General features: G+C 53.8%; 26 protein-coding genes. 3 read left to right on the top strand and 23 right to left on the bottom strand.

Going from position 1 to position 26,233, the window contains the following annotated elements:
• Positions 1-68: 68 nt before the first annotated feature.
• The 11 genes from pepB (ACFOSS_RS16495) to ubiT form a co-directional block, all read right to left on the bottom strand.
• A complete protein-coding gene (gene pepB / locus ACFOSS_RS16495) occupies positions 69-1,349 on the bottom strand; it encodes an aminopeptidase PepB (protein ID WP_377154794.1) in 1,281 nt (426 codons plus the stop codon).
• A complete protein-coding gene (pepB, locus tag ACFOSS_RS16490) occupies positions 1,349-2,647 on the bottom strand; it encodes an aminopeptidase PepB (RefSeq protein WP_377154660.1) in 1,299 nt (432 codons plus the stop codon). Before pepB (ACFOSS_RS16490) ends, pepB (ACFOSS_RS16495) begins: the two co-directional genes overlap by 1 nt.
• A gap of 110 nt (positions 2,648-2,757) precedes the next feature.
• Complete coding sequence (gene fdx, locus ACFOSS_RS16485) at positions 2,758-3,096, bottom strand: ISC system 2Fe-2S type ferredoxin (RefSeq protein WP_377154658.1); 339 nt, start codon at positions 3,094-3,096, stop codon at positions 2,758-2,760.
• A gap of 1 nt (position 3,097) precedes the next feature.
• Positions 3,098-4,948 (bottom strand): Fe-S protein assembly chaperone HscA, encoded by a 1,851-nt coding sequence (gene hscA / locus ACFOSS_RS16480; protein WP_377154656.1) that lies wholly within the window; start codon positions 4,946-4,948, stop codon positions 3,098-3,100.
• 4 nt (positions 4,949-4,952) lie between these two features.
• On the bottom strand, positions 4,953-5,471 hold the full coding sequence (gene hscB, locus ACFOSS_RS16475) for a co-chaperone HscB (RefSeq protein WP_377154792.1): 519 nt from the start codon (positions 5,469-5,471) through the stop codon (positions 4,953-4,955).
• 24 nt (positions 5,472-5,495) lie between these two features.
• Positions 5,496-5,819, bottom strand: a complete 324-nt coding sequence (gene iscA, locus ACFOSS_RS16470; RefSeq protein ID WP_377154654.1) for an iron-sulfur cluster assembly protein IscA — start codon at positions 5,817-5,819, stop codon at positions 5,496-5,498.
• Positions 5,820-5,846: 27 nt separating this feature from the next.
• The gene (gene iscU, locus ACFOSS_RS16465) at positions 5,847-6,233 is read right to left on the bottom strand and encodes a Fe-S cluster assembly scaffold IscU (RefSeq protein ID WP_377154652.1); all 387 of its coding nucleotides are present in this window, start codon (positions 6,231-6,233) and stop codon (positions 5,847-5,849) included.
• Positions 6,234-6,265: 32 nt separating this feature from the next.
• Positions 6,266-7,480: an IscS subfamily cysteine desulfurase gene (locus ACFOSS_RS16460; RefSeq protein WP_377154650.1), complete on the bottom strand. Its 1,215-nt coding sequence runs from the start codon at positions 7,478-7,480 to the stop codon at positions 6,266-6,268.
• Positions 7,481-7,514: 34 nt separating this feature from the next.
• Positions 7,515-8,021, bottom strand: coding sequence for a Fe-S cluster assembly transcriptional regulator IscR (gene iscR / locus ACFOSS_RS16455; RefSeq protein ID WP_377154648.1), 507 nt, complete (start codon positions 8,019-8,021; stop codon positions 7,515-7,517).
• Between the two features lie 83 nt (positions 8,022-8,104).
• Positions 8,105-8,833, bottom strand: a complete 729-nt coding sequence (gene trmJ / locus ACFOSS_RS16450) for a tRNA (cytosine(32)/uridine(32)-2'-O)-methyltransferase TrmJ (protein ID WP_377154646.1) — start codon at positions 8,831-8,833, stop codon at positions 8,105-8,107.
• Between the two features lie 133 nt (positions 8,834-8,966).
• Positions 8,967-9,464, bottom strand: a complete 498-nt coding sequence (gene ubiT, locus ACFOSS_RS16445; protein ID WP_377154644.1) for a ubiquinone anaerobic biosynthesis accessory factor UbiT — start codon at positions 9,462-9,464, stop codon at positions 8,967-8,969.
• Between the two features lie 165 nt (positions 9,465-9,629).
• Here ubiT and ubiU point away from each other — a divergent pair, with 165 nt between their 5' ends.
• Both ubiU and ACFOSS_RS16435 read left to right on the top strand, forming a co-directional pair.
• Complete coding sequence (ubiU, locus tag ACFOSS_RS16440; protein ID WP_377154642.1) at positions 9,630-10,625, top strand: ubiquinone anaerobic biosynthesis protein UbiU; 996 nt, start codon at positions 9,630-9,632, stop codon at positions 10,623-10,625.
• A 13-nt stretch (positions 10,626-10,638) separates the two neighbouring features.
• Entirely contained in the window at positions 10,639-11,520 is an 882-nt protein-coding gene (locus ACFOSS_RS16435; RefSeq protein ID WP_377154640.1) for a U32 family peptidase, read from the top strand.
• A 49-nt stretch (positions 11,521-11,569) separates the two neighbouring features.
• Here the strand turns inward: ACFOSS_RS16435 and nlpI are convergent, their stop codons facing one another.
• The 12 genes from nlpI to yejK all read right to left on the bottom strand — a co-directional run bounded on the left by nlpI (position 11,570) and on the right by yejK (position 25,939).
• The gene (gene nlpI / locus ACFOSS_RS16430; RefSeq protein ID WP_377154638.1) at positions 11,570-12,490 is read right to left on the bottom strand and encodes a lipoprotein NlpI; all 921 of its coding nucleotides are present in this window, start codon (positions 12,488-12,490) and stop codon (positions 11,570-11,572) included.
• Positions 12,491-12,710: 220 nt separating this feature from the next.
• Complete coding sequence (gene secF / locus ACFOSS_RS16425) at positions 12,711-13,652, bottom strand: protein translocase subunit SecF (RefSeq protein WP_377154636.1); 942 nt, start codon at positions 13,650-13,652, stop codon at positions 12,711-12,713.
• A gap of 10 nt (positions 13,653-13,662) precedes the next feature.
• On the bottom strand, positions 13,663-15,516 hold the full coding sequence (gene secD / locus ACFOSS_RS16420; RefSeq protein ID WP_377154634.1) for a protein translocase subunit SecD: 1,854 nt from the start codon (positions 15,514-15,516) through the stop codon (positions 13,663-13,665).
• A 20-nt stretch (positions 15,517-15,536) separates the two neighbouring features.
• Positions 15,537-15,872, bottom strand: a complete 336-nt coding sequence (yajC, locus tag ACFOSS_RS16415) for a preprotein translocase subunit YajC (protein ID WP_377154632.1) — start codon at positions 15,870-15,872, stop codon at positions 15,537-15,539.
• A 32-nt stretch (positions 15,873-15,904) separates the two neighbouring features.
• Positions 15,905-17,029 carry a tRNA guanosine(34) transglycosylase Tgt gene (gene tgt / locus ACFOSS_RS16410; protein WP_377154630.1) on the bottom strand — a complete coding sequence of 375 codons (1,125 nt, stop codon included), beginning with the start codon at positions 17,027-17,029 and terminating at the stop codon, positions 15,905-15,907.
• Positions 17,030-17,071: 42 nt separating this feature from the next.
• Complete coding sequence (gene queA, locus ACFOSS_RS16405; protein ID WP_377154628.1) at positions 17,072-18,124, bottom strand: tRNA preQ1(34) S-adenosylmethionine ribosyltransferase-isomerase QueA; 1,053 nt, start codon at positions 18,122-18,124, stop codon at positions 17,072-17,074.
• 322 nt (positions 18,125-18,446) lie between these two features.
• Positions 18,447-19,361, bottom strand: coding sequence for a LysR substrate-binding domain-containing protein (locus tag ACFOSS_RS16400; protein ID WP_377154790.1), 915 nt, complete (start codon positions 19,359-19,361; stop codon positions 18,447-18,449).
• A 228-nt stretch (positions 19,362-19,589) separates the two neighbouring features.
• Positions 19,590-20,726 (bottom strand): ABC transporter ATP-binding protein, encoded by a 1,137-nt coding sequence (locus ACFOSS_RS16395; RefSeq protein ID WP_377154626.1) that lies wholly within the window; start codon positions 20,724-20,726, stop codon positions 19,590-19,592.
• A gap of 81 nt (positions 20,727-20,807) precedes the next feature.
• Entirely contained in the window at positions 20,808-21,698 is an 891-nt protein-coding gene (malG, locus tag ACFOSS_RS16390; protein ID WP_377154624.1) for a maltose ABC transporter permease MalG, read from the bottom strand.
• Between the two features lie 10 nt (positions 21,699-21,708).
• A complete protein-coding gene (gene malF, locus ACFOSS_RS16385) occupies positions 21,709-23,346 on the bottom strand; it encodes a maltose ABC transporter permease MalF (protein ID WP_377154622.1) in 1,638 nt (545 codons plus the stop codon).
• Between the two features lie 64 nt (positions 23,347-23,410).
• The gene (gene malE / locus ACFOSS_RS16380; protein WP_377154620.1) at positions 23,411-24,592 is read right to left on the bottom strand and encodes a maltose/maltodextrin ABC transporter substrate-binding protein MalE; all 1,182 of its coding nucleotides are present in this window, start codon (positions 24,590-24,592) and stop codon (positions 23,411-23,413) included.
• A gap of 330 nt (positions 24,593-24,922) precedes the next feature.
• Positions 24,923-25,939 (bottom strand): nucleoid-associated protein YejK, encoded by a 1,017-nt coding sequence (yejK, locus tag ACFOSS_RS16375; RefSeq protein ID WP_377154618.1) that lies wholly within the window; start codon positions 25,937-25,939, stop codon positions 24,923-24,925.
• A 69-nt stretch (positions 25,940-26,008) separates the two neighbouring features.
• On the opposite strand from yejK, the gene ACFOSS_RS16370 reads away from it, so the two are divergent.
• Entirely contained in the window at positions 26,009-26,233 is a 225-nt protein-coding gene (locus ACFOSS_RS16370; protein ID WP_377154616.1) for a YejL family protein, read from the top strand.

The following is a 26,233-nucleotide window of genomic DNA, read 5'->3' as shown; positions in this document are numbered from 1 at the left end:
GTATAGACTCTCGCTTATGACAAGGGACGCTGATGCGTCCCTGGTCATGAATAGCTGGTCACCTTCGCTTACGACGCATGTTCTACATCTTGTAACCAGTTAGCCAGCGTCACCATCCCCAACGCGGTCGCCCCCGGTGCCCACAGGTGATTGCCGTTATCACAGAACGCAGCGGCCAGATCGAGGTGCAACCATCCCGCACCATCGGCAGGAACAAAACGCGACAGAAACCCGGCGGCATTCGACGCCCCGCCTGGTCCCCCCCCTTTGACCGGCCTCGAGTTGGCCGTGTCCGCATAATGAGATGGACACTGCTGACGGTGCCATGGTTCGAGCGGCAATGACCAGAACGGCTCCTGTGCCCGTTCGGCATGGGCCAGAAAAGCCTGCTGCGCCGGTTTATCCAACGCAAAGATGGCATGATAGTTTCCACCCAATGCCATATAGGCCGCACCGGTCAGGGTCGCCGCATCCAGAATACGCGTGGCACCGCTCTCCACTGCCGCCAGCAAACCATCGGCCAGCACCAGACGCCCCTCGGCATCCGTATTGACAATTTCAACACTGACACCGTTGCGATAATGCAGGATCTCACCAAGCTTGCAGGCCTGCTCGTTAACCAGGTTCTCGGCACAGCAGAGTATCAGCTTCACCCGTTGCGTCAGCCCCTGGGTGATGGCATAACCAAGCGCCCCGGCAAGCAGCGCCGCCCCGCCCATGTCCGATTTCATCGTCAGCATCCCCTCAGAACTCTTGAGGCTGTAGCCTCCCGAATCGAAGGTAATGCCCTTGCCGACCAGACAGGTGCTCACAGGGGCACGCCGATCACGTGTTGGATTAAAATCCAGCTCCAGCATCACGGGCGCTTGTGCCCCCGCGCGCCCGACTGCATGCAAACCGACCCACCCGGCTTCAAGCAAGGCATCCCCCTTGAGCAGGCGATGAGTAATCAACCCTGGAGCCAACTCACTGAGAAACGTCACCGTCTCCAGCGCCAGCTCCAGTGGGCCTAACGCATCAGGTGACGCATTGGTCAGCTTGCGCACCCAGTTGGCACAGAACAAACGCTGTTCCAACATCTGCAAAATCTCATCCGGTGCGTCGGCCCAGCGCAGCGTGACCTCGCCCTTGCTGAGCATAAAACCTTGGGCAAAGGCCCATTGCAGTGACGGCGTCCAGGCTCCGGTCAGTTGCACCTCACGTAAGCCCATATTGGCCAGACGACGCGCGGCTTGCTGAATTTGCGAGGCCTCGCTGTGGTGAATCATCCACCCTGCTGTGGCATGACTTAGCAGGGCGGCCTCTCCCCACTCCGCCGGGGCCGGCTTCGGCGAGAGCTGGACCTGCATCATTTTGCCGTCACCTCAAGCAACCAGCGCGCTATGGTTCGCACGCCATGTCCCTTGCCACCGGGCGCCCACAGGTCGTTACCATTCTTCTGGTAGGAGGCAGACAAATCCATGTGCATCCAATCGACATCCGCCGGGACAAAACGCGACAGGAAGGCCGCGGCCGTGGTGGCCCCCGCCGTTCCTTCAGCGGAAGCGACGTTACCCAACTCGGCGAAACTGGAGGTTAGCTGTGCCAAATGCCATGGTTCCAGCGGCAGCGCCCAGGCCTTCTCATTGACCGCCTTGGCGAAATGACACAACTGCTGGGAGCGCGCCTCATCCAGGCTGAATACCGCATGATAATCCCGCCCCAAGGCCATTTTTGCCGCACCGGTCAGGGTCGCCGCATCCAGAATGTGCTTCGCACCGCTATCGGCGGCACACAGCAGTCCATCGGCCAGCACCAGTCGACCTTCTGCATCGGTATTGAGAATTTCAACCGAGACACCATTGCGATAGGTGAGGATGTCTCCCAACTTGAAGGCATGGCCGCTGACCAGGTTTTCAGCACAGCACAGGAAGAGCTGCACCCGCTGATTCAAGCCTTGCCGAATCGCCAGCGCCAGAGCCCCGCTGACCATGGCGGCGCCCCCCATGTCCGATTTCATCGGTAACATGTTATCCGAGCTCTTGAGGCTGTAGCCGCCGGAGTCGAAGGTAATCCCCTTACCGACCAGACAGGCCGCCACCGGTGCCTGCGCATCACCACTAGGATTGAAATCCAGCTTCAGCAGCACAGGGGCTCTCACACTGCCACGACCAACCTGGTAGATGCCGACATGGCCCTGTTCAAGCAGGGCATCACCACTGATGATCTCGAAACTGACCTTCTCCCATGCCTGACGCGCGATAAAATCGGCGGCCTGCTCGGCCAGGGACTGCGGATAGATCTCCTCTGGTGTGCCATTGGTGATCTGGCGTACCCAGCGCGTTGCCTCCAGCAAAGAGTCCAACTGTTTCTGCTCCTCGGCGGGCATGTCTCCCAGATAGAGACTCTGACCGGCACGCGGGTTGTAGAACCCCTGATAGAAGGCATAACGACGTTCCAGATCCCACTCGGTGCCGGTCAGCGCCAGCTGTTTGATCCCCTGGGCATCCAGACGGCGGCCCGCACGCTGGATTTGGCGCAAGCGCTCTGCTTCGTCTCCATTGAGGTGAATGGCAACCCCATTTTGATTAAAACTGGTCAGGGCCTTATCACCCCACTGGGCGTCGGCGGCATGGTCAGTAAGCATGACTTTCATGATGGCGGACATAATCTTTGATAATTCCTGTTCTAGGCGGTGAAAAACAATGAAGGCCATCCCTTGCGGGGATGGCCTTACTCTATTCTGCTTGCTGCGTGCTTGCCACCATCATCACCCTATCAGTGACGTTCGGAAGCCAGATTAATCGTGTAGCGGGGGATTTCGACCACCAGATCTTCATCACTGACTCTGGCCTGACAACTGAGGCGCGACTCAGGCTCCAGCCCCCATGCCTTGTCTAGCATATCGTCTTCCAGCTCATCACTGGGCTCCAGCGAATCGAACCCCTCACGCACAACACAGTGACAGGTGGTGCAGGCACACGACTTCTCGCAGGCATGCTCAATCTCGATATGATGGCGCAGCGCGACATCCAGGATGGTCTCACCGGGTTGTGCCTCAACGGCCAGTCCATCAGGACAGAGGGTTTCATGAGGCAGAAAAATGACCTTTGGCATATCACACCTTATCTATCTGTTGCCCTTGCAGGGCCTGACGAATTGAAGCGTCCATTCGGCGCGCAGCAAAATCCGCGGTAGCATGATCGACCGCGGAAATCGCGGCTTGGATCGCCTCCGGATCGGCGCCATTGCGGCTGGCCAGCAAGTTAGCCAATGCAGTCTCAATTACAATGCGATCGCCCCGTTCCAACAGTGCCGCACCATCTGCTTGCAGCGCTTGTTGCACGCTCTCCAGAACACGATCGGCCTCAACCTGCTGCTCGGCCAGCATGCGGGCCGCGACGTCCTGCTGAGCATAGCGTAACGAATCGCGCAACATAGTGGCGATCTCCAGCTCACTCAGGCCGTAGGAGGGCTTAACCTCGATTGCCGCCTGCACCCCAGAGCTCTTCTCCAGTGCGCTGACCGACAACAAACCGTCGGCATCCACCTGGAAGGTGACCCGAATATGGGCTGCACCCGCAGCCAGTGGCGGAATGCCACGCAGGGTAAAACGCGCCAGAGAGCGGCAATCGGCTACCAGCTCGCGTTCCCCCTGCACCACATGAATGGCCATCGCGGTCTGACCATCCTTGAACGTGGTGAACTCCTGAGCACGAGCCACAGGAATGGTGGTGTTACGCGGGATAATCTTCTCGACCAAGCCACCCATGGTCTCCAGGCCCAGCGACAGTGGAATCACGTCCAGCAACAACATCTCGCTGTCCGGCTTGTTGCCAACCAGCACATCCGCCTGGATCGCCGCACCGATGGCCACGACCCGATCCGGATCCAGGCTGGTCAATGGCGGCCGATTAAAAAACTCGCCCACTCGTTGACGCACCAACGGTACTCGCGTCGAGCCACCGACCATCACCACTTCACGAACCTCGTCGGACTCGATGCCGGCATCCTTGATGACTCGCCGGCAGGCTTGCAATGTCTTGCGCACCAGCGGTTCAATCAAGGATTCAAATTGCTGGCGAGTCAGCTGCCCCTGCCAGCCGGCGAAGCTGACCAGGGTAGAATCGGCATCACTCAGCGCGACCTTGCTCACGCAGGCCAGGTCGAGCAGCATGCGTTGCTGCTCCGGAGACAAGTTGGCATCGCTGACGCCAGCCTGTTCGCGGATCCAGTCCGCCAGCAGATGGTCGAAATCGTCGCCACCCAGTGCCGAATCGCCACCGGTGGCCAACACTTCAAATACACCGCGATGCAAACGCAGGATCGAGATATCGAAGGTACCGCCGCCCAAATCGTAAACGGCAATGACACCTTCTTGGCCAGAATCCAGCCCGTAGGCCACGGCTGCCGCGGTCGGCTCATTCAACAGACGCAACACATGCAAACCGGCTAATCTGGCTGCATCCTTGGTGGCTTGGCGTTGAGCATCGTTGAAATAGGCTGGCACAGTGATAACGACGCCATCGAGTTCTGCTTCAAGTGTCGTGCTGGCACGCTGCGCCAGGGCACGCAAGATCTCGGCCGAAACTTGCACCGGGTTGACCGCACCCTGAATGGTTTCGACTTGTACCATGCCGCTATCGCTGGCACTGAACTGATAAGGCAGGCCGACGGCAGACACATCCTGCATGGCCTTACCCATCAGACGCTTGATCGATGACAGGGTATTTCGCGGGTCGAGCGCCGCTTCATTCCGGGCCAGCAGGCCGACGCGCACGCCGTCTTGCTGGTAATGTACGACCGATGGCAGCAAATGTTCGCCGCTGGCATCCGCCAGCGTCTCGGCGACACCACTGCGCACGACTGCAACCAGCGAGTTGGTTGTCCCCAAATCGATGCCCACAGCCCATTTATGTTGATGTGGAGCTGCACTGAGCCCCGGTTCGGCAATATGCAGTAATGCCATCAGGTTACAAATCCATTAATGAGTCTTCGAGGCGACTGAGTTCATCACGCAGCTTGCGTACAAATTTCAACTTGCGAATCAGGTCGGCCGCATCCATCCACTGCGCTGCGTTGAACGCTGTTTCCAACTGTTGACTCAGACGTTTATATTCACTGCTAATTCGCTGTTCAAATACCGGAATCGCGGCATCAGGATCGGCGTGTTCACGCAACGCCTCCAGCTCTTCACGCCACTCCAGTTGCTGAAGCAAAAACGTAGTGTCTTGCAGTGTCTGCTGCTCACCACGGATATCCAGCCCCTGCAACGACAGCAGGTACTCTGCGCGGCTTAACGCATCCTTCAATGTCTGGTAAGCGCTATTGATTTCGGCCGCGTGCTGCAGCGCCTGCAGGCGTTCTGACTCCGGCGCGGCGGCAAAGCGGTCGGGATGATATTGTTGCTGTAATGCCCGATACCGCTCTGCCAACAGCGCGGTATCCAGCATCAATTGCGGAGGAAGCTGAAACAGCTCGAAATAGTTCACCATGCACTCACACTCATGGAGAGTTCAGACCGTGAAGCTTTCGCCGCAGCCGCACTCCCCTTTGGTATTCGGGTTGTTAAATTTAAAGCCTTCATTCAGGCCTTCTTTGACAAAATCCAACTCGGTGCCGTCCAGATAGATGAGGCTTTTGCCATCGACAATGATGTTGACGCCTTCGACACTGAAAACTTCGTCCTCAGCCTGTAACTCATCGACAAATTCCAGCACGTAAGCCATACCGGAGCAGCCAGAAGTCTTGACTCCCAGCCGTAATCCAATGCCTTTGCCCCGGCTCTGCAGGAACTTCTTGACCCGCTCGGCGGCGGCGTGCGTCATGCTGACTGCCATTACTCATCTATCCTTCTTGCTTACCACTTATTCGAGGCCTTTCTTCTTACGATAATCCGCGATGGCGGCCTTGATGGCATCCTCCGCCAGGATCGAACAGTGGATTTTAACCGGCGGCAACGCCAGCTCTTCGGCGATATCGGTATTCTTGATGGCCTGGGCCTCGTCCAGCGTCTTGCCCTTGACCCACTCAGTCACTAATGAGCTGGATGCGATCGCAGAGCCACAACCATAGGTTTTGAACTTGGCATCTTCAATCACGCCATCCGCGCTGATTTTAAGCTGCAATTTCATCACATCGCCGCAGGCGGGAGCACCCACCATGCCGGTTGCAACATCCGGATCATTTTTGTCAAACGAGCCCACGTTACGCGGGTTTTCATAATGATCAATGACTTTTTCACTGTACGCCATGACTCACCTCCAACTAACTGCATCCTTCCGGATTAGTGATGAACCCACTCGACCTTGGTCAGATCGACGCCTTCCTTGAACATATCCCACAGGGGTGAAAGCTCCCGCAGGCGTCCGATCGCATCGTTGATCAACGACACGGCATAATCGATCTCCTCTTCGGTAGTAAAACGACCGATAGAGAAGCGAATGGAGCTGTGTGCCAGCTCGTCGTTCAGCCCTAGCGCGCGCAGCACATAAGAAGGCTCAAGGCTGGCCGAAGTACACGCAGAACCAGAAGAGACCGCAAGATCCTTCAATGCCATGATCAGGGACTCACCTTCGACATAGGCAAAGCTGACGTTGAGGTTGCCAGGTACCCTGTGCTCCAGGTCACCATTGACATAGACCTCTTCAATACCCTTGATGCCGTTCCATAGCCGATCCCGGAGGGCGCAAATGCGCGCGTCTTCGGCGACCATCTCCAGCTTGGCAATGCGGAATGCCTCGCCCATGCCGACGATCTGATGCGTTGGCAAGGTGCCGGAACGCATACCCCGTTCATGTCCGCCACCATGCATTTGTGCTTCGAGGCGCACACGCGGCTTGCGGCGAACGAACAGAGCACCAATGCCTTTAGGTCCGTAAATTTTGTGTGCAGACATCGACAACAGGTCAATTTTCATCGCCTCGACATCGACGGGGATCTTGCCGCAACTCTGGGCGGCATCAACATGGAAAAATATCTTGCGCGCACGGCACAGCTCACCGATGGCGGCCACATCCTGGATAACACCGATTTCGTTGTTGACGTGCATCAAGCTGACCAGGATGGTGTCGTCACGCATCGCTGACTCGATTTGCTGCAACGAGACCAGACCATTCGGTTGCGGATCCAGGTAGGTCACCTCAAATCCCTCACCCTCAAGATAACGGCAAGGGTCAAGCACCGCCTTGTGTTCCGTCTTGCAGGTAATGATGTGTTTGCCCTGCTTCTGGTAAAAATGCGCAATGCCTTTGATGGCCAGATTGTTGGACTCGGTAGCACCGGAGGTAAAAACAATCTCCCGGGGATCGGCGCCGATTAAATCGGCAATATGATTACGCGCCTCGTCCACAGCCTCTTCTGCCTGCCAGCCAAAACGGTGCGAGCGAGAGGCCGGGTTGCCAAAGGTGCCATCCAGAGTCAGGCATTGCATCATCTTCTCGGCAACGCGGGGATCCACCGGCGTCGTTGCTGAATAGTCCAGATAAATCGGCAGCTTCATTACTCAATTACCTCGATTTCGTAAAGTGGTCACATCAGCCCAGCTGAACAGAAACGCTCATGGCGTCCACGTCTAGCTTATGGGCTACCACATGTGCCACCTGTTTTTGCTTGTCCTGACGTTCGGCAATCTGTTTCACTTCGGCTTGACGCACCAGTTCGCCGAGCGTGATCTCGTCGAGAAAATGACTGATTCGGTCACTCAAATCACGCCATAAGGAATGGGTCAGACAACGGGTTCCACCCTGACAGCCCTGCTCGCCATGACAGCGGGTGGCTTCAACAGACTCATTCACCGCTGCGATGACCTTGCTGATGGATATGTCATCAGCCGACAAGCCGAGACGATACCCACCGCCTGGTCCCCGCACACTGGCCACCAGACCTTGCTTGCGCAACTTTGAAAACAGCTGTTCCAGGTATGAGAGCGAAATACCCTGCCGCTCGGAGATATCGGCCAGCGGAACCGGCCCCTGCTCAGCATGCAAGGCCACATCCAGCATGGCAGTTACGGCATAACGTCCTTTCGATGTCAGTCTCATGGCTTGGCAACCCTCATTGTTCACTCTGGGTACATCTTTCCATACCTGACTTTTTTGGTCAAGTATATAACCCTCAATTGAACTCAGGTATTACGTCGCCCCTTCTGTACCGCGGTTAAAATACCCCGCAGTATGTTCAGTTCTTGGCTATCCGGCCGGCAGCGATTGAACAAACGTCGCAACTTGCCCATCACCTGACCAGGATGATCTGGTCGCAGGAAAGTGATATCGCGAAGCGTCTGCTCCAGATGGATATAGAAGCGATCCAATTCTAACTGTTGCGGATAGACTTGTTCCTCATCAATCTCAGCGACGTTCGCCTCTGCCGCCAGAGCGTGCATGCGGATCTCGTAACACAGGGTCTGCACAGCCATGGCCAGATTTAATGAGCTGTATTGCGGATTGGCGGGGATGCAAACATGGTAGTGACACTGCTGCAACTCATCATTCGTCAAACCGGTACGTTCACGGCCAAAGACGAATGCCACTTTGTGCTGACGCGCCTCCTGGATCGCCTGTGCCCCAGCCTGACGCGGATCGAGCAATGGCCACTCCAGCGTACGGCTACGTGCACTGCTACCGATAACCAGACCACAGTCGGCAACCGCCTCACTCAATGTGGGCACGATCCGCAAATTGGCCAGCACATCCACAGCGCCAGCCGCCATCGCGGTCGCGCGCCCATCGGGCAACTCTGCGGGGTCGACAAGCACCAGATCATGGATCCCCATCGTCTTCATGGCCCGGGCGGCGGAGCCGATATTGCCAGAGTGAGAGGTATTAACCAGAACGATGCGAATATTGTCCAACATGATGACAGCTGATGACTAAACAGGGCGCACGATGGTACCACGCCACAACTGGGTTGTCTCACCTGTTGCCCAAAAGGGATATGGGAAAGCGCTGTGCAAAACGTGCCGTTTCCCGTCACCGTTTATCGCCCCCTCAGGGCTGAGGAACGGCCAGACCTCGTTGCACAAAACTGGCAAAGTCCTGCAATCCATACCTTAAGACTGACGGCAATATTGTTAAATCAATACTGTCCATCAAGTTCTTGACCTCCAACCCGAGCTCGGTGTCACCTTCGATACGCAAACGCCGCTGGAAAAACAGGCTATCCGGATCCTCTTTACGCCCGGCAATCAACACCAAATCGTTGAGTTCAGCGGAAAAGGTCACATCAACGTGCGGCGTCTTTTCCGCAATCACCAGCCGCGAGTCGGCATAAGAAATAAACCAGACCAGTTGCAAATCTCTTACCTCGATTTGCAACCAGCGGCCGGTCAGAAATTCGAAATCGCCGTCTGCCAGCGCTTCGCTGAATATGGTCGTCAGCAAGGAACCCATCATCTTTTGTTGTAGCGCGAACGGTAGCCAGCGCGCGGGGGCGCGCAGCAAAGAAGGCGCCTTGCGGACCAAGTGACTATGCAGTTGATTAAACACGTGAGTTGTCTCCTGTCATTTGTTGCGCATCTAATCATATTTCAAGCGGGTAAATTCTGTTGAAAATCAACTTTATTCGGCTCGCGGGATGAAAACTGCCTCAAGTCAAAACATAGCTCCACCAGGCTGATTAAAATCGCCATCACGAAATTGTGGAGCACCTGTATGGAATTACTCTGTCCTGCCGGAAACCTGCCGGCCTTGAAGGCCGCTATCGATGGTGGCGCCGACGCGGTTTTCATCGGCTTTAAGGATGATACCAACGCGCGGCATTTCGCTGGCCTCAACTTTGATGACAAAAAGTTGCAACGTGCAGTCGACTATGTACACCAGCACGGCCGCAAGCTGCATGTTGCCATTAACACCTTTGCTCATCCCGGGGCGACAGAACGCTGGCAAAAGGCGGTCGATAAAGCCGTCCAGCTGGGTGCAGATGCGTTGATCATTGCCGACATTGCAGTTCTCGACTATGCCTATCGCCACTACCCCCATGTCGAACTGCATCTCTCAGTCCAGGCCTCGGCAACCAATGCCGCCGCGATCCGTTTCTATCAGCAAGCCTTCAATATTAAACGGGTTGTGTTGCCGCGTGTGCTGTCGATCCACCAGGTCAAACAGCTGTCACGAGAAACCAGCGCCGAGCTCGAAGTCTTTGCTTTTGGCAGTCTGTGCATCATGGCCGAAGGTCGCTGCTACCTCTCGTCCTATCTGACCGGCGAGAGTCCTAACACCGTCGGTGCCTGTTCTCCGGCCCGTTTTGTCCGCTGGCAAGAAACAGCCTCCGGACTTGAGTCACGGCTCAACGAAGTACTGATCGATCGCTACGCCGCCGGGGAGAACGCGGGTTACCCCACGTTGTGCAAGGGGCGTTACCGGGTGGATGGCCACCTGTTTCATACCCTGGAAGAGCCAACCAGCCTGAATACGCTCTCATTGCTGCCAGAGCTGTTTGCCTGTGGTGTCAAGTCGGTCAAGATTGAAGGCCGACAACGCAGCCCGGCCTATGTGGAACAGGTAACACGTGTTTGGCGTGCCGCCATCGATTGCTATCTGGAAGATCCACAACGTTATCAGGTCGCAACGGCTTGGGACCAACAACTGGCCTCCGTATCCGAAGGCAGTCAAACCACCTTGGGCGCTTACCACAAACAGTGGCAGTAACAGGAATAGCGAGATGAAAATATCATTGGGTCCCCTACTCTATTTTTGGCCCAAGGGCGATGTCGAAACACTGTATCAACAGGTGGCCGAATCAGACGCTAACATCATCTACCTTGGCGAAACCGTATGCAGCAAACGGCGTGAACTTAAGCTCGGTGACTGGCTGGAGATTGCCACAGCACTTCGCCAGCATGGCAAAGAAGTCGTACTGTCGACGTTGGCACTCATCCAGGCACCCTCCGAACTGAACGAGGTGAAGCGGTGGCTGGATAATGGTGAATTGCAGATAGAGGCTAACGACATGGGCGCCATACAATTAGCCCATGAAGCCGGTTTGCCATTTATCTGTGGCCCGGCCATCAACTGCTATAACGCCGATGTCATAGCGTTATTGCTTCAGCGTGGCATGACGCGCTGGGTCATGCCTGTCGAGTTATCGCGCGACTGGCTGCAGAAGGTACTGCAGGAGTGTGCCGCACGCGGTTTGCGGGATCGCTTTGAGGTGGAGTTGTTCGCCTACGGCCAGCTCCCGCTGGCTTACTCGGCTCGTTGCTTCACCGCCAGAGCCGAGAATCGGCCGAAAGATCAGTGTGAGCTGGCATGCCTTGCTTACCCATCAGGCCGCGTAGCCGAGAGCCAGGAAGGTCAAGCCGTATTCGTACTCAATGGTATACAAACCCAGTCCGGCTACTGTTATAACCTGCTGAACGATATCGACAGCATGCACGGCCTGGTCGACATCATCCGTCTGAGCCCACAAGGAGCGGATTTCCCTGCTTGGATTCAGCGTTTTCATCAGGCGGCGACCACAGGTCAGGCCCCGCGTTATGCAGCAGCTTCCAGGGAGTGTAACGGCTATTGGCACCGCATTGCCGGCATGCTGCAGGCAGAATAAAAGACAAAGGCCCGACATTATCGGGCCTTGCTTGTAAACCGATACCGGCTTACATCACCTCATCGTCATCCGCTTTTTCCAAAGACGGATCGAGCAATCCCAACTCCAGCATGGCATATCGGTACTCGATGAAATCATAGATATTGCTGGCCATCGATAACTTAAAATAACTGGCCGCGCGCTTGACCTGTCCTTGAGCTAGATACACCTTGCCCAGATAGAAATAGGCCTCGCATAGCCGCTCCGCCAACTCTTTATTCGACTCGCTCTGTTGGGCAACCATCTGGAAAAAATCACTTTCCGCTTGCTCGCCAGCCACCACGCCAACGATATTCCAGCCCCACTCATTGCCCGCATGCTGCTTGTAACGACGCTGCAGATCCTGCAGAGCTCGGTCAGCATTGACATTTCGTTCAGCCATGTACAACCAGAGCACCCGATATGGATCTTCCGGGCGACGACGGTAAAACTCCGACAAATCCTGAACGGCCATGGCCGGCCGCTTCCCGTAGTAAAGGGCTATACCTCGGTTTAGATAGGCATAATCATAATCTGGTGCCAACTCCAACGCTGAATCAAACGCCTCATATGCCTCATCAAAGCTCTGCTGCTGCGTCAGATAGACACCGATAAAATTGTAGGCCTCAGCGAAATCCGGCCGCTCGCGCAGCGCTCGGCTGAAATCAATCCGGGCCATAGTGCGGAGACCAACGCGGTCGAACATGACGCCACGCTCATAAAACAGCTCCGCCCGCTGATCCGGATTCAGATCGGGCGAGGAAAGCATCTGCCCCAGCTTGGCCAGCGCCAGTTCGCTTTGATAACTAATCTGCTGCGGTACGGCCAATGTTGCCAGGGGAACATCTTCGCCGCCCGAAACCTGTTTACTTCCTTGTGTGCTGCTGCAACCGGACAATACCAGCAACACCGAGACCCAGCCGAGCCAGGCCATCTGTTTCCTGCGATTCAATATCGACTCCAAAACCTGAGCAGGTTTGATGTCCTTAATGTTACGAGGCGGCACGCGGTTTGTCATGCGAAGATACGCGTTATCAGCGGACGGATGCCTCTTTATGGTGACAATCACGCAACCCAGCGCAGTGATGCGGGCTATAGAGCCGGCGTTGACGTTCATCACTGGTTAATTGACCACCAGAATGAAAAAACCCCGCCAAGGCGGGGTTTTAATATCACAGTGATTCGACACCACTGTCGTCCTTTTCGACTTCCACTGGTAGCAGGTGCTCGCGCTTGACCTTCAGGTACATGGCCCAGGCACTGGCAACATAGATAGAGGAGTAGGTACCAAAGCCAATCCCGATCAGCAGTGCCGTGGCAAAACCATGAATCAAGGCGCCACCCATCACAAACAGTGCCACCACGGTAAACAGCGTGGTACCGGATGTGATCAGGGTCCGGCTCAGTGTCTCGGTCATCGAGATATCGAGAATTTCACTCATCTCGCCCTTGCGCAAACGGCGCGCATTCTCCCGGACCCGGTCAAAGACCACTATGGTGTCATTCAGTGAATAGCCGACTACGGTCAGCACCGCTGCCAGTACCGTCAGGTCAAACTCCAGCTGCAACCAGGAGAAGACGCCCAGCGTGACCAGCACGTCGTGCGCCAGCGATAGTACAGCACCGGTCGCCATCCGCCACTCGAAGCGAAAACCAACGTACGCCAGTATGCATAGCAAGGAGGCGACAATGGCCATAAAGCCACTCTGTGCCAGCTCGGCACCCACCGCAGGTCCGACAAACTCGATCCGCGTCAGCTTGGCATCCGCAGCAAGCTGCTTGGCCGCCACAGTCACCTTGGTGGCCAACTGCTGCTGATTGGTCTCACCTTTCGGTGGCAGACGAATCAGTACATCACGGGTGCTGCCAAAATGCTGGACAATGGCACCTTCTATCTGCTGCTGCTTCAAGGCGGTTCGCATGTCGTCAAGATCAGCGGCCTGCGTGAAATTCACCTCGACGATGGTACCGCCAGTGAAGTCCAGCCCCCAGTTCAGGCCGCGCGTGGCCAGACTGAAAACACACAGCAAGATGATGACACAAGAAAATAGCGTTGCCGGAAATGCCAGTCGCATGAAGGGAATGACATGACCCGGTTTTAACAATTGGAACATTTCATCACCCTCAGATGGACAAGTCGTTGAGACGCTTGCCGCCCCACAACAGGTTGACGATGGCTCGACTTCCTGTGATGGCGGTAAACATCGAACTGGCGATACCAATCATCAGTACCAGCGCAAAGCCCTTGACCGGACCTGAACCGACAGAGAACAGGATAAACGCCGTGATCAGAGTCGTGATGTTGGAGTCGGCAATGGTGCCAAAGGCGCGTTCATAACCAAGATGGATGGCCTGTTGCGGACTGCGACCATTGCGTAGCTCTTCACGAATACGCTCGTAAATCAGTACGTTGGCATCCACAGCCATACCCAGTGTCAGCACAATCCCTGCGATACCCGGCAACGTCATCGTGGCACCTGGAATCATTGACATGATGCCAACCAACAGCACGACGTTAAAGCACAGCGCCAGATTGGCAACCAGACCAAACTTACGATAGTAGAGCGCCATGAACAGCACCAGAACACCCATCCCCAGCGCCATGGCTCGCAGGCCGCTGTCGATGTTCTGCTGACCCATGCTCGGGCCTATGGTCCGCTCTTCAACGATCTGGATCGGAGCAATCAGCGCACCCGCACGCAATACCAGCGCCAGATTATGTGCTTCTTGCACATTGTCGATGCCGGTAATTCGGAAGTTGTTGCCTAAACGAGACTGAATGGTCGCAACATTGACCACCTCCTCGTGCTTGCGGAACTTGCGTTTACCATCCGGGCCGGGCTCGCCCTCCGGCTTGAACTCGATGAAAACCGTCGCCATCGATTTACCAACGGCATCTTTGGTAAAGGTCGACATCTTGTTCCCGCCCTGCGAATCCAGGCTGATACTCACTTGCGGACGGCCGTACTCATCGGAACCAGATTTGGCGTCCACGATGTGGTTACCGGTCAGGATAACCCGCTTTTGCAGCACGACAGGCCGGCCTTCGCGAGTGGTGTACAACTGCGCGTTAGCCGGAACCCGGCCAGCCGCTGCGCTTTGCAGGTCGGCGGTGTCATCGACCATGCGGAATTCCAACGTTGCGGTCGCGCCGAGGATCTCCTTGGCACGAGCGGTATCCTGGATCCCTGGCAACTCAATCACGATACGTTCCGAACCCTGACGCTGCACCAGTGGCTCGGCAACACCCAATTCGTTGACGCGGTTGCGGATGATGGTGATGTTCTGCTCAAGCGCGTAGTTCTTGATCTCTTTAATGCGCTGTTCGGTCAGCTTGGCCACAAGTTGATACTGGCCATTCACTTCGCGATCGGTCAGCTCCAGATCCCTATGCTTATTGCGCAGCTCTGCCAACGCCTTCTGCTGTACATCGCTGTCACGGAATGAGATGACAACGCTGTCGCTTTCACGACGCACGCCGGAGTAACGCAGATTTTGCTCGCGCAGTTCGGTGCGGAAATCTTGCACCAGTTGATCCTGTGATTTGGCAATGGCCTCAACCATGTCGACTTCCATCAGGAAGTGAACGCCGCCACGCAAATCCAGACCCAGTTTAAGAGGGCCGGCACCGATAGCAGTGAGCCAATCCGGCGTGGCTGGCGCCAGGTTCAGGGCGACAATAAACTGCTCACCCAGCGCCTGGGAAACCCACTCCTTGGACTTGAGTTGATCTTCGGTGTTATTGAAACGCACCAGGATCTGCCCTTTTTCCAACACGGCCGACTTCACAGGCAGCTGATGTTGCTCAAGCACAGACTTTATTTTGTCGAGGGTATCGACTTGTACTTCTACGCCACGCGCCGCAGTGACCTGCAGGGCGGGGTCTTCACCATAAAGGTTGGGAGCTGAATAAAGAAAACCGATGATGACCACCAGGGCCACCATCAGGTTCTTCCACAGCGGAAACCGATTCAACACGGCTTACTCCTCAGCGGAAATTACAGAGACTGGATAGTGCCCTTCGGCAATACCGCAGTGATGTAGTCTTTCTTGATAGTGATCTGATTCTGATCATTCAGAGCCAGGACCAAGAAATCATTGTCAGCAGAGACCTTGCTGATCTTGCCAACCAGACCGCCAGAGGTCAGAACCTCATCTCCTTTTGACAGCGCAGACATCAAGCTACGATGCTCTTTGGCGCGCTTGGCTTGCGGACGATAGATCATGAAGTAAAAAATCAGGCCAAAGACGGCCAGCATGATCAACATTTCCAGGCCGCCACCCGCAGGTGAAGGAGCCGCACCCTCGGCGTAAGCGTTGGAGATAATATTCATGGGATTTCCTCGTTATCGTTAAAAAAGCTTAATCAATCCACCACGGGAGGAACGGGCTTACCCTGCCGACGATAGAACTCCTCCACGAAGGCATCTAATGTACCCGCATCGATCGCGTCCCGCAAACCTTGCATCAGACGCTGGTAATAGCGCAAGTTATGGATGGTATTGAGACGAGCGCCGAGGATTTCATTACAGCGGTCGAGGTGGTGCAAGTAAGCACGCGAATAATTTTGACAGGTGTAGCAATCACAGTCGGCATCAAGCGGTGAGGTGTCGTCTTTATGTTGTGCATTGCGGATTTTGACCACGCCATCGGTCGTGAACAAGTGGCCATTGCGCGCGTTGCGCGTTGGCATCACGCAGTCGAACATATCGATTCCACGACGCACCCCTTCTACTAAATCTTCAGGTTTACCAACCCCCATCAGATACCGCGGTTTGTCCGCTGGAATCAGCGGGCAGACATGTTCCAGAATACGGTGCATATCCGCCTTCGGCTCACCAACTGCCAGCCCTCCGACGGCGTAGCCATCAAAGCCAATATCCAGCAAGCCGTTAAGCGAAATATCGCGTAAATCTTCATACACGCTGCCTTGTATGATTCCAAACAAGGCATTGGGATTTTTCAGCTCGTTAAAGTGGTCACGTGAACGCTGAGCCCAGCGTAGTGACATTTCCATCGATTTTTTGGCCACTTCCCACGTTGCCGGATAGGGCGTGCACTCATCAAAGATCATGACGATGTCGGAACCCAGATCATACTGGATTTCCATCGATTTCTCGGGAGACAGAAAAATACGTTCGCCATTCACCGGGTTACGAAAATGCACACCCTCTTCGGTAATCTTGCGAATGTCGCCAAGGCTGAACACCTGAAATCCGCCTGAGTCAGTCAGAATCGGACCATGCCAGTTCATGAAATCATGCAAGTCACCATGCTTTTTCATGACCTCTTGCCCAGGGCGTATCCACAGATGGAAGGTGTTGCCTAACAGGATCTGGGCTCCCGTCGCCCGGACTTCCTCAGGGGTCATGCCCTTAACGGTACCGTAGGTTCCGACCGGCATGAAGGCTGGCGTTTCAACCGTGCCGCGCTCAAAGACCAGCTGACCACGCCGTGCGCGGCCGACAACTTTTTTCAATTCGAACTTCATAACATCCTCAATGTCAGAGAAACAGTCTGACTTAGTGAAACATCAGCCGATTGGCTGACGAGTAACAAACATGGCATCCCCATAACTGAAGAAACGATAGCCTTCGGCTATCGCATCGTTATAAGCATCCATGACGTGCTGATATCCTGCGAAGGCCGAAACCAGCATGATCAGCGTTGACTCCGGAAGATGGAAATTGGTGATTAATGCATCCACCACTGCAAAACGGTAACCCGGATAAATAAAGATATCGGTATCACCATAAAACGGTTTTAGCGGTTGACCATCCACTGCTGCACTGGCTCGGGCGGCACTTTCCAACGAGCGAACCGAAGTGGTCCCCACAGCGACAACGCGTCCACCGCGCGCGCGCGTGGCCGCGATTTGATCAACAACTTGCTGCGGAACTTCAACATACTCTTGATGCATGTGGTGATCTTCAATGCGCTCGACACGTACCGGTTGGAAGGTCCCCGCCCCGACATGCAAGGTAACAAACGCCAGCTCTACACCCTTGTCTTTTAGTGCCTGCAATAAGGCGTCATCGAAATGCAGGCCCGCCGTTGGAGCAGCGACAGCGCCTGGCTTTGCATTATAAACGGTCTGGTAGCGCTCTTTATCTGCCTGTTCATCAGGCCTGTCGATGTAAGGTGGTAACGGCATGTGGCCGATACGCTCCAGAATTGACAGGACGCCTTCCTCAGCATCGAAACGCAGTTCAAACAATGCATCGTGGCGGGCGAGCATGCTAGCACTCACTCCCTGTTCAAACAGGAGTCTAGTCCCCGCTTTCGGCGATTTAGAGGCTCTCACATGGGCTAGAACCGTATGCTGATCCAGCAGCCGCTCTACCAAAATTTCAATTTTACCGCCGCTCTCTTTTTGCCCAAACAAGCGCGCGGGGATCACGCGGGTATTGTTGAACACCAGCAGATCCCCTGGTACCAGGAGTTCCAGAACATCACGAAACTGACCATGCCGAATCTGGCCAGTCGCACCGTTCAGTTGCAATAAACGGCTTGCAGTACGCTCCGGCATCGGATAACGGGCGATCAGTTCTTCCGGAAGAGAAAAGTGAAAATCGGATACCTGCATGATGACCTCCCAAAAAACGACGGGACAGTCTATTCACAGCAGGATGCTGGATCAAGAAATGCGCGACTGAAAAAATGCAAAACTGAACCTCGCGGGCATTTGTCATAAAACTCGATCATTGTGCACTGAAAATGGTTTCATTCATGCCCGTTCAGTAATTTCATTACAGGGCCTATTGAAATAAAACTACACTCGGTTATGATGTATTCAATCTGATGCGTCCTGATGCAGGGTGCCTGAGAGTTTGTAACACCCCTTAGTTAGTCTTACTGTTATATCCATAGCTTTGCTATAGCGCCCGACTTATGTCGGGTTTCTTTTTTTATGCTTGGCAAATATCACGCAAGCTAGCCGCGACCAGCTCACCAAATGCATAGAATGTCGCGACCCGCGTCGTACTCGGCCGCCAAACCAGACCAATTTCTCTGGCCGCGCCTTCCTGCTCTACCGGTAATGCTTCCAGACCAGTGTGCTGCAGTATCCCGCCGCAAATGGCCATCTGCGGTAAAAAAGTCGCGCCTTCCTGCGCTGCGACCATCTGGACCAGCGTATAGAGACTAGAAGCCGCAAATGGATTGATCTTGTTTCTATCCGTCATATGGCAGGCCGCCAGGGCATGTCCTGTCAGACAGTGTTCTTGCTCCAACAAAAAAACTGAATGTGACGGCAAGCTATCGATGGTGACAGCAGGAGGTAGACTTTTGCGCAATTGCCTGTGCACAACCAGGCGGAAAGGATCAGTCCCGACGACGCGGCTATGAAAACCACGTAGTTCATATGGCAGAGCCAATACCAGCAAATCGAGCTCCCCCTCTTCCAACTGATTGAGCAAGTTTGCGGATGTATCCTCGCGTAATAGCAATTCAAGTTGAGGCGCCTGACTGGCACAACGGTTGACCAAATCCGTTAACAGAAAGGGGGCAATAGTCGGAATACAGCCGAGCCTCAAACCACCCGTCATGACTCCGCCCTGTGCCGCAGCCAGTTCCATCATGTCTCTGGCTTCGGCCAGCATCTTGCGTGCGCGAAGGACAATATCGCGCCCGGCTGTCGTCATGATGAATGACTTGTGATCCCGTTCGATCAATTGAATGCCCAGAAGATCTTCAAGCGTCTGGATACCGGTACTAAGCGTGGATTGACTGACAAAACACGCGCGGGCTGCACGATTAAAATTCTGATATTCCGCCAGGGCAACAAGGTAGTGCAGTTGTTTAAGACTGGGCCATCTACTCATCAGGATTCTCACCATCGGATTGGAGATGACTCAATTTATCACACTGCAGCGGGGTTCCGCTGATAGAAGCCACAGACAATTAGGAGATGGAAATGTCACCCTGACCACTCTTCACTGCGAGCGCTAACCTGAGTTGGAATATCCCGGTAACGAAAGGCACAAGCAGATGACATTTTCGCGGGCAAAAAAAAAGCGCCGCATTCGCGGCGCCTCTGTTCCTGATAGGTATCAGGTACGATTGTACTTGGTGGTACGCGGGAAAGCCTGTTCTTTGGTATCAAACAGGTAGCACGCCTGGGCAGGAACCCCCACCTCCAAGGTATCACCGGTGTCCACCGGGATTTCACTCGCCGCCTTGACGGTAAAGTCCTTACCATCCACTTCCATATATACGAAAGACTCAGCGCCGAGGTGTTCAGCCACCTGAACCAAACCAGACAAACGGCCAGCCGCATCCGGATGATCGACCGGAACCAAGTGCTCAGGACGAATACCGAGTTCAACCTTATCACCAATGCTGGCACGGCGAGCATCAACACAGGCGGTCACGATGTCGCCAGTGGTCAGCTTGATCTTGCACTTGTCTTCACCGATCTCGATCAGCTCGCCTCCGAGGAAGTTCATCTTCGGTGAGCCGATAAAGCCAGCCACAAACTTGTTAGCCGGGTTGTGATACAGCTCCAATGGGGTACCGTACTGTTCGAGATTTGACTCAGCACTGTCCTTCAGCGGGCTCAGAACGACAATCTTGTCAGCCAGGGTCATTGCTTCAACCTGGTCGTGCGTAACATAGATGATCGTAGAGTTCAGCTCTTTATGAAGCTTGGCAATTTCAATACGCATCTTAACACGCAGTGCAGCATCCAAGTTTGACAACGGTTCGTCAAACAAGAACACCGACGGTTGTTGCACGATAGAACGACCGATAGCAACACGTTGACGTTGACCACCTGACAGCGCCTTCGGCTTGCGCTCCAGCAATGGAACCAGACCAAGGATGTCGGCGGCACGGGATACACGCTTGTGGATAGTATCCTTGTCCATCTTCTTCAGCTTCAGACCGAATGCCATGTTTTCATAGACATTCATATGCGGGTACAGAGCGTAAGATTGGAACACCATACCGACGTTACGTTCAACCGGCGGGACATCATTCATGTACTTGCCGCCGATGGTCAGCTCGCCTGACGTAATGTCTTCCAGACCGGCAATCATACGCAGCAGCGTAGACTTACCACAACCGGACGGACCTACGAAGACGACAAACTCGCCTTCCTTGATATTGAGATCTATGCTGCGCAAGGTGTCTTTCAGATTTGAAGGATCATAATTCTTGCGCACATTGTTCAGAACTACTTCAGCCATGAGTCGCTCCGCTGTAAAAATCGATAATTATATGGAAACCAAACAGAGGGGAGTGAACAGGCTCCCCTCAGTACTATTTTTTTAACCCTTCACACCGCCAGCGGTCAGGCCGCCGACCAACCAGCGTTGAGCCAGCAGGAACACGATAGTGATAGGCAGACCGGACATTACAGCCGCAGCAGCAAAGTCACCCCACAGATAATTCTGCGGATACAGGTACTGTTGAGCACCAACGGCCAGCGTCAGGTTGTCGACATCGGACAACAAGATAGATGCCATCGGTACTTCAGTGATCGCACTGATGAACGACAGAATGAAGACAACCGCGAGAATCGGCACCGACAACGGCAGCAGAATCAGACGGAATGCCTGCCAAGGCGTGGCACCATCGATCGCTGCCGCTTCTTCGAGCGATGGATCGATAGTTTCAAAGTAGCCTTTGATCGTCCAGACGTGCAGGGCAATCCCCCCCATGTAGCCCAGAATCAGACCACCATGAGTATTCAGGCCCAACCACGGAATGTAGTCGCCAATCTTGTCAAACAAGGCGTAAATCGCGACCAGAGCCAACACTGCCGGGAACATCTGGAAAATCAGCATGCCCTTCAGGATGGTGTCCTTGCCACGGAAGCGCAGACGCGCAAACGCATAGGCCGAAGTGGTCGACAATACCACGATAAGCAGAGATGAAATCCCGGCTACCTTGATAGAGTTCCACAACCAAGTCGTCACCGGGAACGGAGGCTGAATCAGCTTACCGCTAACATCAGTGACCGGGAAACCCAGCGCCAGCTTCCAGTGATCCAAGGTGGGGTTGGTCGGAATAATCTCACCGACAGAGAAATTACCTGCCCGGAAAGAGATCGCGATAACCATCACCAGAGGGAAAGCGATCATGGCTATGAAGGCCCACATCAGGATGTGGGTACCAAACAGCCGATATTTAATTGATTTAGGTTGAACAATCGCCATGTCGGATTCCTCAAATATTCTCTACTTTGGACAGCTTCATGTTCAGCAGAGCCAAGGCACCAACAATCAGGAAGATCACAGTCGCAATTGCGCCTGCCAGACCATAATCCTGACCGCCACCGCCCTGGAAGGCGATACGGAAGGTATAGCTAACCAACAAGTCAGTCGTACCAGCCGGTGTGGTTGCGCCGATAATATCCGGTGAACCATTGGTCAACAGTTGAATCAGAACGAAGTTGTTGAAGTTGAACGCGAACGATGCAATCAACAACGGTGTCAGCGGCTTCATCAGCAATGGAACCGTGATCTTGAAGAAGTTCTGAATCGGACCTGCACCATCCATAGCCGACGCTTCATACAGATCTTCCGGAATAGACTTCAGCAAGCCCATGCACAGAATCATCATGTACGGATAACCCAGCCAGGTATTGACGATCAGAATCATTGTCTTGGCCAAGGTCGGATTCATATACCATTCCGGTTTATCAAATCCGAGCAGCGCCAGGAACATGTTGATTTCACCGTAGCTCTGGTTGAACAAGCCCTTGAACACCAGAATTGAGATAAATGCAGGCACTGCGTACGGCAGGATCAGCATGACACGGTAGAAACCACGGCCCTTGAGTTCTTCCCACTGAGCAAGGCATGCCAGAACCATACCAATCGCCAGAGTGAAGCCCACTGAACATGCTGCAAAAATCACTGTCCAGACAAAGATTTGCAGGAAAGGTCCCTGGATGCCCGGATCAGTCAATACGCGGAGGAAATTCTTCCACCCAACGTTGACAACAAAACCCGGCGCCAGGCCATCACCGACAAACACACCCTCGTCGTTCACATACTGGTAGTAGCCAGTTTCCATGTTTGGCAACATGATTTGGCCAGTTTCGTTATTACGCAGAATGTGAGCATCGCTCAGGTGAATACCGGACTTGAGATTGAACCCATCACGCAAATGAGCAAACAGCGGCTTTTGCGCTGCAAATTTGCGAAGACTGGTCATGCTCAGTTGAGTACCATCCGGCAGAACGAGTGACATCTGTGACAGATGTGACTTGCGCGCAATGATGTCGCGAACCGCAGCCTCCGGTGCAGGAGCGGCACCTTCAAACGGCACCAGTTTTACATCCAGCTGGCCAGCCAGCTTGGACGTGCCACTTTTAAGCTCGTTATTGGTCCACAGTTGCATCGGGTTGCTGATATAGGAAACACCCTCTTGCGTCAGCAACAGCTGATAGCGGTGTTCACCACGATCTAACAACGAGAAATCGAACTCGCCGCCTTTCACCTTGTACGTCTTCTTCAGGTGATACGCCATCGCATGCTCAAGAGAGAGCAAGTTAGCACCTGAGTAGTTGGTAAAGGCGATGCTGATCGTATAGGCCAGCGGGAAAATGATAAAAGCCACCATGCCAGCCACACCCGGGAAGATGTAGCGGTGAGCATAGGTCTTTTTGTTCAGGAAAACATAAACACCGGATGCAACGAGCACCAGGTCCAACAGTGCGAATGCGATTTCACCACCGGCATACATCATGACGACAGCGTAACCGTTCAGCAGAACTACCAGCCCCGCCATCAACCATTTGAACCAGGCGGTTTTGGATCCGGTAGCTACAGTAGTATCAACAGACTGGATTTGTTCCATGCCCAAAAACCTTCATAACGCCAAAAAAATATAGTGGAGGCCCCTTGCGGGGCCTCCCAATCATTTATTGCACGATACGACGTGCTGCAGTATCCAGAGCTTCGTCAAGAGATTGACGGCCCGTGGTTGCATTCTTCAGAGCAGTTTCGAAAGAGGACCAGAAGCGAACCATTTCCGGTACGCTCGGCATCGGCTCACCATTTTGGGCGTTAGCCATGGTGGACTGGATGCGCGGATCCTTGGACAGGGTGGCTTGGAAAGACTTCAGAGCAACCGCGCCCAGAGCCTTGTCATCATTAACAGCCTTCAGACCAGCATCGGTCAGCAGGTAGTTTTCGAGGAACTCGATTGCCAGGTCCTTGTTCGGGCTAGCTGCGTTGATGGTCGCACCCAACACACCTACAAACGCCTTGGCCGGCTTGCCGTTCAGAGTCGGCAGCGGATTTACGCTGTAATCGATCTTAGCGGTGTCATAGTTGGACCATGACCATGGGCCGTTGATGATACAGGCCACTTCACCCTTGGAGAACTTGGCTTCCATGACGCCGTAGTCGACGCCCTTCTCCATGTGACCACCCTTGACCAGGTCAACCAGGAACTTGACGCCAGCCTTGGCACCCGCGTTGTTCACACCGGTGTCCTTGACGTCATAGCCAGTTGCAGTCTTCTTGAATGCATAACCGCCGTTGGCAGCAACGATCGGGTAGCTGAAATACGGAGTGGTGTAGGACCACATGATGGCACGCTTGCCTTCAGCCTTCAGCTTGTCGTCCAGCTGAATCATTTCTTCGAAGGTCTTCGGTGCTTCTGCGACGATCTTCTTGTTACAGATCAGGCCAACCGCTTCAACAGCGATCGGGTAGCCGACGAACTTGCCGTCAACTTGCATGGCGTCCCAAGCGAAATCTTCGAACTTGGCCTTGGTAGCTGCATTCGGAGTAACCGGAACGATCAGACCTGACTTAGCCCATTCGCCGAAACGGTCGTGAGCCCACATGAAGATGTCCGGGCCGTTGCCAGTAGCAGCGGTTTGCTGGAACTTAACTTCGACCTGATCCGGGTGAGCAACGGTTACTTTAACACCGGTTGCCGCTTCAAACTTCTTACCGACTTCAGCCAGACCGTTGTAACCCTTGTCGCCGTTGATCCAGATGGTCAGTTGACCTTCTTCAATCGCAGCGGTGGCCGCAGTGGCCATACCCAGAGTTGCCAGCCCGATAAAAGACGCGAGAATTTTCTTTTTCATTAGCCGTTCCTTACTTAGTTGTTAGTCCCACGCTGAACACGCTGTTATAAGCCTGTGTGCGGTGAGCATATTAAGGCAAGGCCATTTCTGCTCCTATGACGGATCTCCCATTTTTGGAAAAGAGGGAACTGTTCGAAAGTAAGATGAAACTGAAACCATTTTCTGGTAGCGGTTTCAATGTGGTTATTATCAGGAAAACAAGCGGTGAATATGTTGATGGTTCAATAATTCATCACGAAAAGCTTATCAGGCTCATGTCGTGGCGGTTTGTTGCAGATAGCAAACGAGGGATAAAATCCCCCGTTAGATAAAATCAAAGCGTTTACACACTCAGTGCTGACGTCTTAATAACTGATCTTTTAGGTTGGGTGGCAAGCCAACAATTGTCAGTTCATCGCGCTGACTGTCATAACGGATACGTTCCCCCAGCAGCTTTTCATCGAAGCTGATAGTTAGGCCTCCACCACTGCCAACAAACTTCGTCATAGTCCGAAGTGTTGAGGCGCTCGGTGGAAAACTCTCCGGCAACCCCACTTCCTGACTAAGAAACGTGTAAAAATCAGTCTCCTCGGCCGCAGGGATCAACTCGGCGATCCGTCGGGTTTCGAGTTCTTCACCCGTTTTGATTTGCTCTTTGCAATATTGCATGACAGCCTGTCTGGCTTCCTGCATTTGCGGCATATCAATATGCTGTTCCTCAGCATAGGAATCTATCGCACGGACCAGGGTCTGATTCTGCAGACGCAAGTCAATTCCCTCAACAGCCGATAAAAATTCAAGGAAAAAGTCTGCAACTTTTCGACCTGCACGTCCTTTAATAAAGGATATATATTTCCTTGATTCTGCAATCCGTGTAAATTCGGTAATATCAATCCTGGCGGCCAACCCCATTTTGGTTAAATCGATATGCTTAACTTTCTTAATATCCAACGCATCGCCAACCAACACTGTTTCTTCGGTTTCAAACACGCCAATCATTAAATAATCTGCGCCGAGGAAGCTATACGTCAAAAAATACAAATAGCCTTCACACTGCAATCCATATTTATTGAGACTTTCAATTAATCTTGCTGATGCGCCGGCAGAGAGCGAAATTAAGCTTTCACTTTGATTTAAATATTTTTTGAATATATCAGGAAAACCATCCGCCGTCGGTTCACCTTCTTCATTATGAAAAAGGGCGTAGGCCTTATTCGTTTTTGCCTGAAAAATCTGATGCAGGGAACTCGCTAAATCCAGCACCGAGGCATTAACTGGAAGGAGTGAAGGACTCAGGACAGCGTGCATGCCTGAATCAGTCTGATACTGCAACTCATGCAAGATAATCGATACGTTTTCTACGCTCATGGCCGTCATAGTGTTACGGTACAATGTGCAGTATCATACCGGTTTTTCGTCATTCATAGGATCGACAGCATGCCAATTCTCTCAAAATTCACCAATGAACAAGTCGAATCTCTGGTTAATGAGCTTCTGTTAGTCCTCGAAAAACGTGATGCCAGTCTCGAACTGTCACTGCTCGCCATCGGTAATCTCGCCACGCACCTTCTTAATGATCGTCTGCCGCCGGCCCAGCGCAGTCAAATCGCCGCCTCCTTCGCCACAGCCTTGCAACAATCTGTTCGCCCAGAAACTCACTGA

This window comes from Pseudaeromonas sharmana (assembly GCF_042649925.1).
Classification (GTDB): Bacteria; Pseudomonadota; Gammaproteobacteria; order Enterobacterales; family Aeromonadaceae; genus Pseudaeromonas; species Pseudaeromonas sharmana.
This window is presented reverse-complemented; position numbering and strand designations above follow the sequence as displayed.